11 protein-coding genes are annotated in these 16,575 nt (G+C 72.7%); 4 read left to right on the plus strand and 7 right to left on the minus strand.

Annotated features, from left to right (window positions below; translation table 11 throughout):
• Positions 1–179: 179 nt before the first annotated feature.
• The 4 genes from ACIO5E_RS30700 to ACIO5E_RS30715 form a co-directional block, all read right to left on the minus strand.
• Positions 180–854 carry a nucleoside/nucleotide kinase family protein gene (locus tag ACIO5E_RS30700; RefSeq protein ID WP_400674129.1) on the minus strand — a complete coding sequence of 225 codons (675 nt, stop codon included), beginning with the start codon at positions 852–854 and terminating at the stop codon, positions 180–182.
• Between the two features lie 33 nt (positions 855–887).
• The gene (locus ACIO5E_RS30705) at positions 888–1,844 is read right to left on the minus strand and encodes an LD-carboxypeptidase (protein ID WP_400674130.1); all 957 of its coding nucleotides are present in this window, start codon (positions 1,842–1,844) and stop codon (positions 888–890) included.
• A 193-nt stretch (positions 1,845–2,037) separates the two neighbouring features.
• On the minus strand, positions 2,038–3,132 hold the full coding sequence (gene trpS / locus ACIO5E_RS30710) for a tryptophan--tRNA ligase (protein WP_400674132.1): 1,095 nt from the start codon (positions 3,130–3,132) through the stop codon (positions 2,038–2,040).
• A 220-nt stretch (positions 3,133–3,352) separates the two neighbouring features.
• Positions 3,353–4,924 (minus strand): APC family permease, encoded by a 1,572-nt coding sequence (locus tag ACIO5E_RS30715; RefSeq protein ID WP_400674133.1) that lies wholly within the window; start codon positions 4,922–4,924, stop codon positions 3,353–3,355.
• 324 nt (positions 4,925–5,248) lie between these two features.
• Here ACIO5E_RS30715 and ACIO5E_RS30720 point away from each other — a divergent pair, with 324 nt between their 5' ends.
• The gene (locus ACIO5E_RS30720) at positions 5,249–6,355 is read left to right on the plus strand and encodes an ABC transporter substrate-binding protein (RefSeq protein ID WP_400674135.1); all 1,107 of its coding nucleotides are present in this window, start codon (positions 5,249–5,251) and stop codon (positions 6,353–6,355) included.
• Positions 6,356–6,473: 118 nt separating this feature from the next.
• On the plus strand, positions 6,474–7,793 hold the full coding sequence (locus tag ACIO5E_RS30725) for a hypothetical protein (protein WP_400674136.1): 1,320 nt from the start codon (positions 6,474–6,476) through the stop codon (positions 7,791–7,793).
• 147 nt (positions 7,794–7,940) lie between these two features.
• On the opposite strand, the gene ACIO5E_RS30730 is transcribed toward ACIO5E_RS30725, so the two are convergent.
• Positions 7,941–8,474 (minus strand): NUDIX hydrolase, encoded by a 534-nt coding sequence (locus ACIO5E_RS30730; RefSeq protein WP_400674138.1) that lies wholly within the window; start codon positions 8,472–8,474, stop codon positions 7,941–7,943.
• Positions 8,475–8,571: 97 nt separating this feature from the next.
• Here ACIO5E_RS30730 and ACIO5E_RS30735 point away from each other — a divergent pair, with 97 nt between their 5' ends.
• The gene (locus ACIO5E_RS30735; protein ID WP_400674139.1) at positions 8,572–9,537 is read left to right on the plus strand and encodes an ATP-grasp domain-containing protein; all 966 of its coding nucleotides are present in this window, start codon (positions 8,572–8,574) and stop codon (positions 9,535–9,537) included.
• A gap of 111 nt (positions 9,538–9,648) precedes the next feature.
• On the opposite strand, the gene ACIO5E_RS30740 is transcribed toward ACIO5E_RS30735, so the two are convergent.
• Complete coding sequence (locus ACIO5E_RS30740) at positions 9,649–13,617, minus strand: ABC transporter ATP-binding protein (protein ID WP_400674140.1); 3,969 nt, start codon at positions 13,615–13,617, stop codon at positions 9,649–9,651.
• A gap of 384 nt (positions 13,618–14,001) precedes the next feature.
• A complete protein-coding gene (locus ACIO5E_RS30745; RefSeq protein WP_400674141.1) occupies positions 14,002–14,643 on the minus strand; it encodes a TetR/AcrR family transcriptional regulator in 642 nt (213 codons plus the stop codon).
• 132 nt (positions 14,644–14,775) lie between these two features.
• On the opposite strand from ACIO5E_RS30745, the gene ACIO5E_RS30750 reads away from it, so the two are divergent.
• A complete protein-coding gene (locus ACIO5E_RS30750; RefSeq protein WP_400674142.1) occupies positions 14,776–16,488 on the plus strand; it encodes a carboxyl transferase domain-containing protein in 1,713 nt (570 codons plus the stop codon).
• Positions 16,489–16,575: the final 87 nt, after the last annotated feature.

Raw genomic sequence — 16,575 nt, forward strand, 5'->3', positions numbered from 1 at the left:
CTAGCCGATCCCCGCTCCGAAAAGCGAATCCGACCGCAACCCAATAAAACGAGCACGCCGAATAAGAACCGAGACGCGACAAGACGCGACCCAGCTCGAACCGGGAAGTGGTGTTTCGAAGGATTGGCCGCTCCGGGACCGTCCGCGCAAACGCGTGTCCGGTGCTCCCTGCCGAGCGACTAGAGAACACTACCCCCGTCCGGCGTCTCGGGCAAACCGATTCCGGGGATGGTCCGGGTACAGAGCGAGCGGCCGGCCTTCACGTACTCGCCGTTGGGGTGGTCGTTGCCGGTGACCCAGCGGCGGGCCGTGTCCTCGTCGCGGCCGCCGTCGCGGTGGCGGCGGAGCAGGCGCTCCTCGCGGAGGGCGTCGTCGGTGTCCACGTACCAAAGCTCGCGCAGCAGGCGGCGGGCGTCCGGCCACGGGGTGTCGGTGGAGGCGAGGTAGTTGCCCTCGGTGATGACGAGGCGGGTCTGCGGGCGGACGACGTGCCGGGCGGCGACCGGTTCGTCGAGCGTCCGGTCGAAGTCGGGGACGTAGATGTCCTGGAAGCGGTCGGCGGCGATGCGGCGCAGCAGGGCGACGTAGCCGTGGGCGTCGAAGGTGGCGGGGGCGCCCTTGCGGTGGGTCAGGTCGAGGCGGTCCAGTTGGGCGGCGGAGAGGTGGAAGCCGTCGAGCGGCACGTACGCGGCGCTGCCGGGGCCCGCGGCACGTTCGATCTCGGCGACCAGGTACCGGGCCAGGGTGGACTTGCCGGCGGCGGGCGGGCCGGCAAGTCCGAGGATCGTACGGGCGTTACTGCCCGGGCCCCCGAGGAAGCCGAGGGCGAGGGCGGTGAGGCGGTCCGCGTTCATGGCCGCACCCTACTCACCGCCCGGGCACGGGCCTTACCGCCCGGCGAGGGCGGGCACCTCCAGGGTGAGGGTCCCGGCATCGGCGTCGAGCAGGGCGGGGACGCCGAGCGGGACGGTCAGTGTGGACGGGCAGTGGCCGAAGCCGAGTTCCCAGATGACGGGTATTCCGAGCGGGGCGAGGCGGTCGAGCATGACGTCCCGGACCCGGTCGAGCCGCCCGCAGCCGTCCCAGGAGCCGAGCGCGATGCCGGCGACCCCGTCGAACGCTCCGGAGCGCAGGAACTGGGTGAGGAGCCGGTCGAGCTGGTAGGGGTGCTCGTTGACGTCTTCCAGGATCAGGATGCTGCCGGCGTAGGACGGTCGGGCGGCGGGGGTGCCGCGCTCGGCCGCGAGGACGTGCACGCAGCCGCCCGCGGTGACGCCCCGGGCCCGGCCGGGGACGAGGGCGGTGGCGGTGGGTGAGGTGAGCACGGTGGTGGCCGCGGGCTCGAAGAGGGTGCGGTGCAGGTGCTCGGCGGTCGGTCCGTCGGTGATGAAGGAGCCGGCCGCGCTCATCGGCCCGTACAGGGTGGCGATGCCGAGGCGCTGGGCGAAGGCCTCCTGCAGGGAGGAGACGTCGCTGAAGCCGATGAACGGCTTGGGCGGGGCGGCGCGCATGGCGTCCCAGTCGAGCAGGTCGACCATGCGGTGGACGCCGTAGCCGCCGCGGGCGCAGATGACGGCGTCGACGGTGGGGTCGAGCCAGGCGGACTGGAGGTCGGCGGCGCGGTCGGCGTCGGTGCCGGCGAGGTAGCCGAGGGTGGGGTGGGTGTCGAGGACGTGCCGGGCGACGGTGACGCGCAGCCCCCAGGAGCGGAGGATCGCGCAGCCGTCGGTGAGCCGCTGGGGGTCGATCGGGCCGCTGGGGGCGACGACGGCGATGTGGTCGCCGGGGCGCAGGTGCGGCGGGCGGGTCAGCCCCTGGCCGGGCGTGGTCGGGTGCTGGTCCATGGGCCGGGTCACCTTTCGGGGGAGGCCGGGTACGGGCGGCCTCGATGTGGTCGAGGCCGCCCGGTGACGATATGCCCCCGTGTCGACGAACCGATGTCCGCGGGTCGACGTCCGCAGGCCGACGTCTACCGGTCGATGTCGGTGGGTCAGTGGGCCGAGGACGCGGGGTCGCTCGGGCTGCTGGGGCCGCTCTTCAGATCGACCCCATCACCGCCCTGACCTCGTCGAGGGTGGCGTCGGCGATGGCGTTGGCTCGTTCGGCCCCGTCGCGCAGGACCTGGCGCAGGTGTCCGCGGTCGGTGGCGAGTTCGGCGCGGCGGGTGCGCAGGGGGCGGAGGTGCTCGTTGACGGAGTCGGTGACGGTGCGCTTGAGCGCGGCGGCGCCGCGGTCGCCGATCTCCTCGGCGATCTCCTCGGGCGCGCGGTCCTGGCAGAGCGCGGCGAGCAGGAGGAGGCCGGAGACCTCGGGGCGGTTGACCGGGTCGTAGTCGATCCGGCGGTCGGCGTCCGTCCTGGCACCGCGGATGGCCCGGGCGGTCTCGTCCTCGGTGGCGCCGAGCGGGATGGCGTTGCCCCGGCTCTTGCTCATCTTGCCGCCGTCGGTGCCGAGCAGCATCGGAGCGTCGGAGAGCAGGGCCTGGGGAGCGGGGAAGACGGCGCCACCGTCGACGTGCGGGTAGCGCTCGTTGAAGCGGCGGGCGACGGTGCGGGCGACTTCGAGGTGGGGCAGCTGGTCCTGGCCGACCGGGACGAGGTTCGCCTTGCAGAAGAGGATGTCGGCGGCCTGGTGGACGGGATAGGTGAACATCAGCCCGTTGACGGCGGACTGGCGGGAGTGCGCGATCTCGTCCTTGACGGTGGGGTTTCGGTTCAGTTCGGCGACGCTGACCAGGCTGAGGAAGGGCAGGAGCAGCTGGTTGAGGGCGGGGACGGCGCTGTGCGCGAAGATCGTGGCGCGGTCGGGGTCGAGTCCGGCCGCGAGGTAGTCGAGGACGAGGTTCTCGGTGTGCTCGGCGAGCCGGTCGGCGATGTCCCGGTCGGTGATGACCTGGTAGTCGGCGATCACGACGAACATCTCGACGCCCTCGTTCTGCAGTCGGACGCGGTTGCGCAGGGTGCCGAAGTAGTGGCCGAGGTGGAGCAGTCCGGTGGGGCGGTCCCCGGTGAGGACGCGGTGGGTGGCCGGGTCGGCGGTGAAGGTGGCGGTGGAGGCCGCGGTCTCGGCGGTCGTGGTCTCGCTCGTTGCGGTGGTCGCGGCCTCGGTGGTCGTGGTCGTCGCGGTGGTCATCGGGTGTCTCCTCGGTACGGCGGTGGTGGCGGCCGTCCGGGGCGGGGCCCGGTTCCATGGGAAACGCAACAGGGCCGTCCATTCCGGACGGCCCTGTTCGAGCATGAGGGGTGGCCGTCCCTAGGACGGCCACCAGCACAGGCCCGTGTGAAGCTTCATGCGTTCGAGCATAGCGCCGGTTGCCGGCGCCGTGGTCGGTTCGGTCCTCGCCGTGGTCGGTTCAGTCCTCGACGACCAACGCGGGGGTGTCCTTGCGCAGCGTCTCGCCGCGGAAGAACTCCGGCCGCACCAGGCCGTAGCAGGTCATCAGCACGGCGCCGAGCAGCAGGATGCCGACGCCGATGACGAACACCGAGCCGATGCCGAAGACGGCGCCGCTGCCGTAGTCCGGACTCCAGGCGTCGGTGAGGGTCTGCAGGAAGACCGCGCTCAGCAGCACGCCGCCGAGCAGTGGAGCGGCGCCCTTGAGGAGCAGGTCGCGCAAGCTGGCGCGCAGCGAGCGGCGGAAGTACCAGACGCAGGCGAACGCGGTCAGCGCGTAGTAGAAGCAGATCATCAGGCCGAGCGCCAGGATGGTGTCCTGGACGACGTTCTCGCTGATCAGGCTCATGCCGACGTAGAAGACGGCGGTGGCGATCCCGGCTGCGACGGTGGCGTACCCCGGCGTGCGGAAGCGCGGGTGGACGGCACCGAAGCGCGGCGGCACGGCGCGGTAGGCGCTCATCGCGAGCAGGGTGCGAGCCACCGGGATGAAGGTGGTCTGCAGGCTGGCGGCGGCGCTGGCGACGACGGCCAGGAAGAGCAGGATGCTCCAGGGCGAGCCGAGCACCGGGCGGGCGAGCGCGGAGAAGACGTTGTCGGCGGTCTCGGGGTTGCCGAGGCCGGAGCCGGTGGAGCCGACGCCCGCGAACATCTGGGAGGCGATCGCGACCAGCAGGTACGAGCCGACCAGGGTGACCATGGAGATCATCGCAGCGCGGCCGGGTGTCTTGGCGCTGCCGAGGGTCTCCTCGTTCATGGTGAGGCAGGTGTCCCAGCCCCAGTACATGAAGATCGACAGCGACAGGCCGGCGGTGAACGCGCTGAAGGAGCTGACCTGGAGCGGGTTCAGCCAGGAGAGCGAGAAGCCGATCGAGTCGGGCAGGTCGCCGGCGGCGGCCTTGGCGATGGCGATGACCGAGAACAGCACCAGCACGGCGAGTTGGAGGCCGACCAGGCTGTACTGGAACCACTTGGTGGCCGTCATCCCCCGGTAGCTCATCGCGGTGGCACCGCCGATCAGCAGGACGACGGTGAGCAGATGGACGGCCTTGTTCTGGTCGAGCCCGGCGACCCAGCTGCTGCCGGTCATCTCACCGAGCATCAGGTAGAGGAAGTTGGTCGCGACCCCGGCCAGGTTGGAGAGCACGATGATGGTCGCCACGGTCAGGCCCCAGCCGGCCATCCAGCCGACCCGGGGGCCGAAGGCCTTGACCGTCCAGGTGAAGGACGTCCCGCAGTCCGGGAAGTCCTTGTTCAGCTCCTTGTAGGCGAACGCGACGAGCAGCATCGGCAGGAAGCCGGCCAGGAACACGGCCGGCATCTGCACGCCGACCGCGGTGACGGTCGGCCCGAGTGTCGCGGTCAGGCAGTAGACCGGGGCGACCGTGGAGACGCCCAGAACCACACTGCTCAACAGGCCCACCGAGTTGCCCCGTAGACCCTTGTCCCCCGCTCCCCCAGCCGTCCCCTGGTCGGGGACTCCACCACTGATGCCACTGACCGGGGCACCCTGCGGAGCGCCGGGCGCCATTGCCCGGCCGCTGCTTGTGTGCTCTGAGAGCTGCTGATCAAACACCAGCGCACCCTAGGCGCGAGCATGGAAGGTTGAGTAGACCAACTCTTGGTGATCTAAACCACTTGCTTCGATTCGTTCCCAGAGAGGCCATGCGGGGCGATGCATTAACGGCGCGTTAACCCGTGTACCTTTGTTTCAAAGGGTTGGGGTCAAGAGAATTTCTCCTTTATGTCAAGGTTTGAGACGGTTCGACCCGTGGCCCGAGTAGCCCGTGGCACCCCACTCCTCGCGCGTCGGATAGGTTTGCCTCACCTAACCTCGACCGCGAAGGAGCGTCGCGTGGCCCCCAACTCCGACGACCTGGCCCTCGTTCCCCGCACCCCCTCCCGCCGCAGGTTCCTCTCCGCCGGGATCGCCGGCGGGGCGGTACTCGGCCTCGGCGGGCTGCTCACCGCCTGCGGCAGCTCGGGCGGATCGGGCGGCAGCGGCGGCGCGACGCCGGGATCCGGCGGCGCCTCGGCCGACCAGAAGTCGGTCAAGCAGGGCGGCGACGACTACGCCACCGTGATCGAGAAGATGAAGGGCTTCGGCACCGACGCCGCCCCCGGCGTCTACCCGCGCACCGTCAAGCACGCCATGGGCGAGACCGTCATCCCCGCCAAGCCCACCCGGGTCGTCGTGCTGGACACCGGCGAGCTCGACAACGTCGTGTCGCTCGGCATCCAGCCGGTGGGCATCGTCTACACCGACGGATCCAAGTCCCTGCCGTCCTACCTCAAGGACAAGGCCGGCAACCCGGCCAACGTCGGCACCATCAACAGCCTCAACCTGGAGGCCATCGCCGCGCTCAAGCCCGACCTGATCCTCGGCAGCCAGCTGCGTGCCCAGGACCAGTACGCGCAGCTGTCCAAGATCGCGCCGACCGTCTTCTCACTGCGCCCCGGCTACCCCTGGAAGCAGAACTTCCAGCTCAACGCCAGCCCGTTCGGCCTGGAGGCGGAGGCCAAGGCCCAGCTCGACGCGTACCAGGCGGCCGCCACCGCGATCGGCGCCAAGCTCGGCGACAAGCGGCCCACCATCACGCCGCTGCGCTTCATGCCCGGCCGCACCCGGCTGTACGCCGAGCTGTCCTTCATCGGCACCATCCTCACCGACGTACCGCTGCCGCAGCCCGAGATCGAGCGGGTCAGGGAACTCGCGGTGGAGATCAGCCCGGAGCAGATCGACAAGGCCGACGCCGACTGGATCTTCTACGGCGTGTACGGCACCCCGAGCTCCACCAACCAGGACGCGGTGCTCGGCGGCGCGCTCTGGAAGACCCTCGGCGCGGTCAAGTCCGGTCAGGCCCGGCCGGTTTCGGACGAGACCTGGTTCCTCGGGCTCGGCGTCATGGCGGCCAACGCGGTGCTCGTCGACCTCAAGGGCTTCGTCGCGCCCGGCACTTGAGCCGACACACGGTGTAGGGACGGGCGGTGGTCTCGCGCACACCCCCGGAACTGATGCTTGGAGCTGGTCGCGCGGTGCGGGAGGATCATCGGGACCGTCCGCCGAAGGGCCCGTGCCGATGACCTCGCTCCACACCGCCGCAACCGACCCGTCCCTGCCCGGCCCGCCCGGGGACAGCGCCGGATCCGCGCCCCCGTCCGCCGCGCGCTGCTCCATCGCGACGGCCGCCGAGACCGGCCCGGGCTGCGCTCCGGGCTCCGCCCCGTCCGGTACGGCCGGCGGACCGCGCCAAGTCGGCGGCGCACGCCACGACTCGGTGCCGCAGCCGCGCGGACGGGAGGGCGCGGCGGGGGGCGACCCGACTGCTGCGGCGGACGACTTGGCGACGGCTGTCCCCGCTGCTGCGGGCGAGCCTGCCGCTGTCCCCGCTGCTACGACAGGCGAGTCGGCGGCGGTCGTGCCCGCTGCTGCTGCGGGCGAGCCGGCGGCGACGGACGATCCGACCACGTCGCGGCTGCGGTCGGCGCTGGCCGACCGGCTGCGGGCCGCGCGCGCCCAAGGCCGCTCGGTCGCCGAACTGGCGGCCGCGTGCCGGCGGCCGGTCTCGGAGGTGCGGGCGCTGCTCGGCGAGAGCGCCGAGAGCGACGAGGACGAGGCACGCGGTGCGCACGGCGCGAACCGTGCCGACGTCCCGGGCGACGGCGAGGCTCCGGGCGTCGGGGGCGAGGCCGAGTACGTCCGGTTCCACCGGCCGCCAGCCCTCCCGGAGGGTGACCGGGCCGTCCCCGTGCTGCGCGCGGCACGCGAGGAACTGCGGACCACCGGCTCCCGGCGCCCCTCGCCTTCGCGCCGGCTGCGCCGGATGCACCCGCAGGCCGCCGCAACCGGGCAGGAGGCGACCGCACGGGAGACGGCCGCGGCCGAGCCCTCCATGACGGTGTCCACGGCGGCCGCGACGACATCCACGGCGCCCGCCACGCCTGCGGCCTCGACCGGCCTCCCGGGTGCGGCCCGGGCGGCGGCCGCGCCGGGCACGGGTGAACTCGCCGGTGCCGTCGGGCCGGTGGCAGCACCGTCGGCCGTCGACTCCGACATGGCGCGGGCCGAGACACCGCTCGGCATCCTGATCGGCGGCAGCCCGAACCAGCCCGAGGCCGTCGGGCGACCGGAGGAGCGGGCACCGGTCCGAGTGACGGCGGAGCCGGTCCGGATCGGCCGCGGCACCAGCCTGATCGTGCTGCCCGCGTGGCGCCCCGCCATCGCCGTCTCGGTGCCGACCGAGCATCTGCTCTCCGCGACCGGGCTCGCCTACGAGCGGCTGGCCGACGCGCAGCTGACCGTGCTCATGAACCCTTGCGCGCTGCACGACCGGGAGCTGGACCTGCACGGCTGGGAGTCCGGCCCGGCCGGGCGGGTCCGGCGCGGCGGGCGCCCGTAGGGGCGTGCGTTCGTCACGGCGCGCCTGCGGCGACGTGGCTGGCAGCGGCGTGCGTTCGGGGCCCGTCTGCGGCGGGCATCGGTCGGCTGTGCGGTCGGCCGGCCGTCGGCAGGTGACCGTCAGCGGGTGGCCGTCAGTAGGCGGCCGTCAGCGGGGGGCCGGGATGTTCGGGACGAAGCCGAGGTCGACGGGCACCGGGATGCGGCCGTCGACGGCCCAGCCCTCGCGGACGGTGTCCAGCAGCTCCGGCAGTCGGGGCGGCCAGAGGGCATCGGCGTTCTCATCGGCCAGGTCGGCCGGGGTCCACCAGCGCCAGTCGAGGATCCGGTCCTCGGCGTGCACCGCGCTGACGTCACCGACCGGGCCGCGGTGCGGTCCGGTGGTGAGGTAGATGTGCTCGTGCTGGCGCACCGGAGTGCCGTGCCAGGTGAAGTCGTGCTCCCAGGTGCAGAGCAGTGGGCCGGGTTCGAGGTCGCTCCAACCGGTCTCCTCCCAGAGCTCGCGCCGGGCACCGGTCCACGGGGTCTCGCCGGGCTCCAACCCGCCACCCGGCATGGTCCAGTGGACGCCGACCTCGTCGTTGTCCGAACGGAGCAGGAAGACCGAGCCGCTCTCGTCCAGGACGACCGTGCGTGCCGCCTGCCGGGGGACGCGGGTGCGGGGTCTCAGCAGATTTCGCATCGGATCACTCTCCCAGCACCCCGGCCGGGTCGTCGAGCGGGTTTGACGGCGCGAAAGCCGCCGACGCCGCCCCGCTCGGGGCCTTACCCTGACGGCCATGCCCGTACCCGCGATCCTCTTCCCCGCCGACCCGCTCAACCCGCGCCGACCCGACCCGCACTTCGCCTGGGAGGCCCGGCTGCTACGGGAGTTGGGCGGCGAGCACCACCTGGTCGACCACGACGCGCTACTCGCCGGGCATGCCGAGGAGGCGGTCGGGCAGGTGCCCCGGGACGGCGGTCCGCTCTGGTACCGGGGCTGGATGCTCCCGTCCGACCGCTACGCCGGCTTCGCCACCGCACTCGCCGTACGCGGCGGCGCCCTGCTGACCAGCGCGGCCGGATACCTGACGGCACACGAACTGCCAGGCTGGTACGGCGTGTTCGAGGGGGCGACCCCGCCCAGCGTGTGGATCCCCACCGCCGGCACGGTCGCGCCCCGGCCGGCGGAGCTGGCCGCCGCCGTGGCGCGGCTCGGCGGGAGCGGGCCGGCGATCGTCAAGGACTACGTGAAGTCGCGCAAGCACGAGTGGCACGAGGCCTGTTACATCCCCGAGTTGGCCGATCCGGCGGCCGTCCGGCGGGTGGTGGCGCGGTTCGTCGAGCTGCAGGGCGAGTTCCTGGCCGGCGGGGTGGTGCTGCGGCGGTACGAGGAGTTCGAGCGCCGGGCCGATGGCACGGGCGGTGGCTCGGCCGACGGAGTGGACGATGGCTCGGGCGGTGGCTCGGCCGACCGGTCGGGCGGCGGGGACGGGCGGGCCGTGGAGGCGCGGGTGTGGTGGCTGGACGGCGAACCCGTCCTGGTCGGGCCACACCCGGACGCGCCGCACCGCACCGTCGAGCCCGACCTCACCGGCGTCCAGCCCCTGGTCCGGACGCTCGGCTGCCGCTTCATCACCACCGACCTCGCCAGCCGGGCCGACGGCTCCGGCTGGCGGGTGGTCGAGGTCGGGGACGGGCAGGTCAGCGACCTCCCGCGCGGGATCGACGCCTCCGGCCTGCTGGCCTCGCTGATCGCCGCCTGACCGGCCGGACACGACGGACCGGAGGTGGCGGGCCGCACCCGACGGACGGGCGCGCCCGACCGCACACGACGGCCCGCCAGGCGGCTCCCAGAACAGTTCCCGGGCGGCGGACTACCCGGCGGCGACGGCCTCGACCGCCGGGTGGCCGTCCGCGATGAACGCCTGCCAGAGCCGGGCGTACGTGCCGCCCCGGGCGAGCAGTTCGGTGTGCGTGCCGTCCTCGACCACCCGGCCGTGGTCCAGCACGACGACCCGGTCGGCGCGCTCGGCGGTGGTCAGCCGGTGGGCGATGACCAGCGTGGTGCGGCCACCGCTGAGCCGGTCCGCGGCCTGGTTGACCGCCGCCTCGGTGGCCAGGTCGAGTGCCGCGGTCGCCTCGTCGAGCAGCAGGATGTCCGGATCGACCAGTTCGGCCCGGGCCAGGGCGATCAACTGGCGCTGGCCCGCGGAGAGGTTGCGGCCGCGGCCCGCGACCTCGTGGTCGTAGCCTCCGGACAGCCGGACGATCATGTCGTGCGCGCCCACCGCCCGTGCCGCCGCCTCCACCTCGGCCGCCGAGGCGTCGGGCCGGCCGTAGGCGATCGCCTCGCGCACCGTGCCCGCGAACAGGTACGCCTCCTGCGGCACCACGCCCAACCGGTGGCGGTACTGCGCCAGGTCGAAGCGGGTGAGGTCGACGCCGTCCACCCGCACGGTGCCCGCCGTCGCGTCGTAGAACCGGGCGACCAGCTTCACCAGCGTCGACTTGCCGGCACCGGTCTCGCCCACCAGGGCCACCGTCTGCCCGGCCGGTATGTGCAGATCCACGCCGGTCAGCACGCTCGGGGCGCCGTCCGCACCGCCGTTGTAGGCGAAGCCGACGCCCTCGAAGGAAATCTCACCGCGCAGCCCCTTGGGCACCGGGACGGGGTCGGCCACCTCGGCCGTGGTGGTCGGGGTGCGCAGCAGCTCCCGGATCCGGCCGAGTCCCACCGAGGCCTGCTGGTAGCCGTCGAACACCTGGGACAGCTGGTTGACCGGCGCGAAGAACAGATCGATGTACAGCAGGTACGCGACCAGCGCGCCGACCGTCAGCGTCCCGGCGTCGACCCGGGCCGCGCCCACGATCAGCACCAGTGCGGCGGCCACGCTGGAGAGGAACTGGACGAACGGGAAGTACAGCGAGATGTACAGCTGCGCGCGCACCCGGGCCTCGCGGTAGGCGACGCCCCGGGCGACGAAGCGGTCGGTGTTGGTGTCCAGGCGGCGGAAGGCCTGGACGATCCGCATGCCGGCCACGTTCTCCTGCAGATCGGCGTTGACGGTGCTGATGAGGTCCCGGGACAGCTCGTACTGGTCCCTGGACTTCCTGCGGAACACCAGCGTGGCGATCACCAGCAGGGGCAGCACCGCGAAGACCACCAGGGCCAGGCCGGCGTCGATGATCAGCAGCGCGGCGAAGATCCCGGCGAAGGTCAGCACGCTGACCGCGGCGGTGACCACGCCCGTCTGCAGGAAGGACGTCAGCGAGTCCAGGTCGGTGGTCATCCGGGTCATGATCCGGCCGGACAGCTCGCGCTCGTAGTAGTCCAGGCCGAGCCGGTTGAGGTGGGCGAAGATCTTGAGCCGGAGCGTGTAGAGCACCCGCTCACCGGTACGGCCGCTGACCCGGTTCTCGGCGCTCTGCACCACCCAGTCCAGCAGCACCACGACGAGCGCGGTGAGTGCGGCCACGGCGACCCCGGACATCAGGGCCTTGCTCACGCCCTGGTCGATGCCGTGCCGGATCAGCACGGGCAGCACCAGGCCGGCGCCCGCGTCGAGGGCGACGAGCAGGAGGGCGAGGGCGAGCGGGGCGCGGAAGGGGCGCAGCAGGCGGCGGAGGGTGAAGTCCGGGTCACCGGCCTCGGCCTGGGCGCGGGGGACCGCCGGGGAGTCGGCGGCCGGCGGGAGGGCGGCGACCTTGGTGAGCAGGTCGGGGTCGGCGGTGCGGGCCGCCTTGACCAGGGCGGGGGTGGGGAGGGCGGGGGGCGTCGCCGGGGCCTGCTCTGGTGCCTCCTCTTGTGCCTGTTCTTGCACCTGCCCACGTGCCTGCCCGCGTGCCTGCCCGCGTGCCGGCTCGCGTGCCGGCTCGGAGGCGTGCTCGGCGATGTGCGCGGAGGTCGGCGCGTCAATCGGCTCGGAGGCCGGCTCGACCTCGGACGGCCGGGGGGTGCGGCCGGCCTCGGGATCGGTGATCAGGGCCCGGTACTGGGGACATCGGGCGTCGAGTTCCTCGTGCGTCCCGATGTCCAGCAGCCGACCGTGGTCCAGGACGGCGATCCGGTCGGCGAGTTGGAGGGTCGAGCGGCGGTGGGCGATCAGCAGCGTGGTGCGGCCGGTCATCACCGAGCGCAGCGCGTCGTGGATCTCCGCCTCGATCTGCGGGTCCACCGCGGAGGTGGCGTCGTCCAGCAGCAGGATCCGGGGGTCGGTGAGGATCGCCCGGGCCAGCGCGATCCGCTGGCGCTGGCCGCCGGAGAGGGTCAGGCCCTGCTCGCCGACCTTGGTCTCGTAGCCGTCCGGCAGGGCGCGGATGAACTCGTCGGCCTGGGCGGCGCGTGCGGCCGCCAGGATCTGCTCGTCCGTGGCGTCCGGGCGGCCGTAGGCGATGTTGGTGCGGACCGACTCGGAGAACAGGAAGCTCTCTTCGGGGACGATGCCGACCGCCGCGCGGACCGAGTCCAGGGTGAGGTCGCGAAGGTCGTGACCGTAGAGCCGGACGACACCGGCCGCCGGGTCGTAGAAGCGCGGCACCAGTTGCGCCACCGTCGACTTGCCGGAGCCGGAGGCCCCGACCAGGGCGAGGGTCTCGCCGGGCGCGAGCTTCAGGCTGAGGCCGTGCAGCACGGGGGCGGGGTGCTCGGGGTCGTAGCGGAACTCGACCTGGTCGAACTCCAACGCGACGTCGGAGGTGCGGGGGCCCGCAGTGGTGCTCTCGCGGGTGCCGGCGGTGGCTCCGTCGCAGGTGCCGTCTCCGGTGAGGTCCAGGGTGAGCGCGTCCGGGCGCTCCTGGACCAGCGGGCGCTCGTCGATCAGCTGGAGGACGCGCTCCACCCCCGCCCGCGCCTGTTGGCCGACCGTGATGACCATGGTGAGCATCCGCACCGGGCCGGTCATCTGCGCGACGTAGGTGGAGAAGGCGACGAAGGTTCCGAGCGAGACCTGGCCGTCGACGGCCAGCCAGCCGCCGAAGGCCAGCACCGCGACCTGCGCGAGCGCGGGGATGGCCTGCATCGCCGGGTTGTAGCGGGCGTTGAGCCGGATCGCCCGGAGCCGGGCGGCGAACAGGTCGCGGGAGGCCCGCTCCAGCTTGCCCAGCTCCTGCGTCTCCTGGCCGAACCCCTTGACCACCCGGACCCCGCCGATCGCACCGTCCACCACGCCCGCGACGGCGGCCGCCTCCTGTTGGGCGGCCCAGGTGGCGGGGAACAGCCGCTTGCGGCTGAGGACGGTGATCCACCACAGCACGGGGCCCATCACCACGGCTATCAGGGTCAGCGGCGGGGAGAGCCAGATCATCACGGCCAGCGACATGACGAACATCAGCAGGTAGCCGGTCATCATCGGCAGCATCGAGAGCAGGCCGTTGATCAGCTGGAGGTCGGAGGTCGCGCGCCCGACCACCTGGCCGGTGTCCAGGCGGTCCTGGCGGTGGCCGTCGAGTCGGCCGAGCGAGCGGAACAGGTCGCTGCGCATGTCGTGCTGGACGTCCAGGGCGAGCTGGCCACCGTAGTAGCGGCGGACCTGGGTGCAGCCGAAGACGACGGCGGCGGCGAGCAGCAGCACCACCGCCCAGGGGGCCAGCGAGCGGGTGTGGGCGGTGATGACGTCGTCGATGATCAGCTTGGTGACCAGCGGCACCAGCGAGGTGACAGCCATGCCGACGAGCGAGGCGCCGAACGCGAGCAGCACGCTGCGGCGGGACCGCCAGCAGTAGCCGACCAGGCGGTACAGCCAGCCGGCGGCCTGCGGGTGGTCGCCGTCCGGCTGCGGGCTCGCGCCGGGGGTCGGTGAGCCGCTCGGGGATTGCTCCACCGTAGATCCGTGAGTCTCAGGCATATTTAGGGATGCTAACCATTTCGTCGGGTGGCCGCCACGGCGTTTTCCGGCCCGGGCAGGGTCGGAGCGGACCGAGGCAGCCCTGATCGTCCGGTCCGGCGGACTGACCAACAGCCTGCGGCCTGCGGTGATTCCCGATCGAATCCCCACACCACCCAGCAGCCCCGCCTACTTCCAGGGTCGCGGACGGCCCGCCGGACGCCCAGCGGCCAAGGACGGGCGGGCGCCGTCCTTTGGACCTAGGACGCCGGGGCCCATCCAGTCTTGAAGCCCGTCCGGTTGAAGCCCGCCCGGCCTTGGGGCTCGCCCAGCCTTGGGACTCGTCCGGCCTCGGGGCTCGTCCGGCTTTGAGGCCCCTGGTGCGCGCCCCGGGGCAGGCCCGGCTCAGGCGGGCGCGGACACCGAGTCGGCCGCCGCCGCGAAGGCCCCGTGGGCGAGAGCGTGCAGCAGGGCGGCCATGCCGTCGCGCTGGAGGCCGGAGCGCTCGTCCTGGGCGAGGTTCGGGCCGAGGCTGTGCGGGGTCGAGTTGATCAGGCCGAAGACGGCGTGCACGGTGGCACGGGCCACCGGCTCGGCGGCGGGGCCGGTCAGCTGCGGGTAGACCTGCCGGACCACGTCCACCCACAGCTCGACGTAGCCGCGCTGGAGGCGGCGGACGGTGCGGCGGTCCTCCTCCTTGAGGTTCAGCAGCTCGCGGTCGTGCAGGGTGATCAGGTCGCGGTCGTCGAGGGCGAAGTCGACGTGGCCGCCGATCAGCGCGTCCAACGCGGCGGCCGGACCGTCACCGCCGCCCGCCCGACGCCGCCCCTCCTCCAGCAGACGCTCACTGATGCCGATCAGCAGATCGGCGAGCATCGCGTCCTTTCCGGCGAAGTGGCGGTAGAGCCCGGGGCCGCTGATGCCGACGGCCTTGCCGATCTCGTCCACGCCCACCCCGAGGAAGCCACGGGCCGCGAAGAGGCGCGCGGCCTCCCGGCGGATCTGGTCGCGGCGTGGGAGCGCGGAGGCTGCGGGGACGTTCGACATGCTGCCCATCGTAGACAGTCGGGTTATCGACCGTTAACCTGGGAGGGTAAGTTAACGTTAATTAACGTGGGGATCATGGGCGCACCGCTTCCGGCCGCCCACCTGCTGCCGAGGGCAAGGGAGCTCTTGGGAATGGTCATCTCAACCGCCGGCGTACCCACCGGCGTCCATGGCAGCGCAGCGACCGGCGCCACGGCGACGCCAGGTGCCGTCCCGCCGGGAGCCGCCGCTCCCGCGCCCCGGCTCGGCACCTCGGTCGATCCGGGCTCCGCCGCCTACCTCGCCAACACCGAGGCGCACCGGGCCCTCGTCGCCGAACTGCGCGCGAAGCTCGACGCGGCGGCCCTCGGCGGCGGCGCCAAGGCCCGCGCCCGGCACACGGCGCGCGGCAAGCTCCTCCCGCGCGACCGGGTGGACACCCTGCTCGACCCGGCCTCGCCCTTCCTGGAACTGGCCCCGCTGGCCGCCGACGGAATGTACGACGGGGCGGCGCCCGCGGCCGGGGTGATCGCGGGCATCGGCCGGGTCGCCGGACGCGAGGTGGTGGTCGTCGCCAACGACGCCACCGTCAAGGGCGGCACCTACTACCCGATGACCGTCAAGAAGCACCTGCGCGCCCAGGAGGTCGCGCTGGAGAACCGACTGCCCTGTGTCTACCTGGTGGACTCCGGCGGCGCCTTCCTCCCCATGCAGGACGAGGTCTTCCCGGACCGCGACCACTTCGGCCGGATCTTCTACAACCAGGCCAGGCTCTCCGCCGCGGGCATCCCGCAGATCGCCGCCGTGCTCGGCTCCTGCACCGCCGGCGGTGCGTACGTCCCGGCGATGAGCGACCAGGCCGTGATCGTGCGCAACCAGGGCACGATCTTCCTGGGCGGGCCACCGCTGGTGAAGGCCGCCACCGGCGAGGTGGTCACCGCCGAGGAACTGGGCGGCGGCGACCTCCACTCCCGCACCTCGGGCGTGACGGACCACCTGGCCGAGGACGACGCCCACGCCCTCTCCATCGTGCGAACGATCGTGGCCGGGCTCGGCCCGCGCTCGACCAGGCCGTGGCCGCTCACCCCGGTCGAGCCGCCGACCGTGGACCCGGCCGGCCTGTACGGGGCCGTCCCGGTCGACCCGCGCACGCCCTACGACGTGCGCGAGGTGATCGCCCGGCTGGTCGACGGCAGCCGGTTCGCCGAGTTCAAGGCCGAGTACGGCGCAACCCTCGTCACCGGCTTCGCCCGGATCCACGGCCACCCCGTCGGCATCGTCGCCAACAACGGCGTGCTGTTCTCCGAGTCGGCCCTCAAGGGCGCCCACTTCATCGAGTTGTGCGACCAGCGCGGCATCCCCCTCCTCTTCCTGCAGAACATCACCGGGTTCATGGTCGGCCGGCAGTACGAGGCGGGCGGCATCGCCAAGCACGGCGCCAAGATGGTCAACGCCGTCGCCTGCACCCGCGTTCCGAAGCTGACCGTGGTGATCGGCGGCTCGTACGGAGCCGGCAACTACTCGATGTGCGGCCGGGCCTACTCACCTCGCTTCCTGTGGATGTGGCCGGGCTCCAAGATCTCCGTGATGGGCGGTGAACAGGCGGCCTCCGTCCTCGCCACCGTCCGCCGCGACCAGTTGGAGGCCCACGGCGAGCAGTGGCCGGCCGAGGCGGAGGAGGAGTTCAAGCGCCCCGTCCGCGAGCAGTACGAGCACCAGGGCAACGCCTACTACGCCACCGCCCGGCTCTGGGACGACGGCGTGATCGACCCGATGGACACCCGCACCGTCGTCGGCCTCGCCCTCACCGCCTGCGCCAACGCCCCGCTCCCGCCGCCCGGCCCGTACGGGGTCTTCCGAATGTGACCCCGCTCCGGTGGGTGTGACCTCCTCCCATGGATGTGACCCCACTCGGGTGTGACTCCGCTCGGATGTGACTCCGCTCGGGTGGGT

It is taken from the genome of Kitasatospora sp. NPDC087314 (assembly GCF_044744365.1).
GTDB lineage: Bacteria > Actinomycetota > Actinomycetes > Streptomycetales > Streptomycetaceae > Kitasatospora.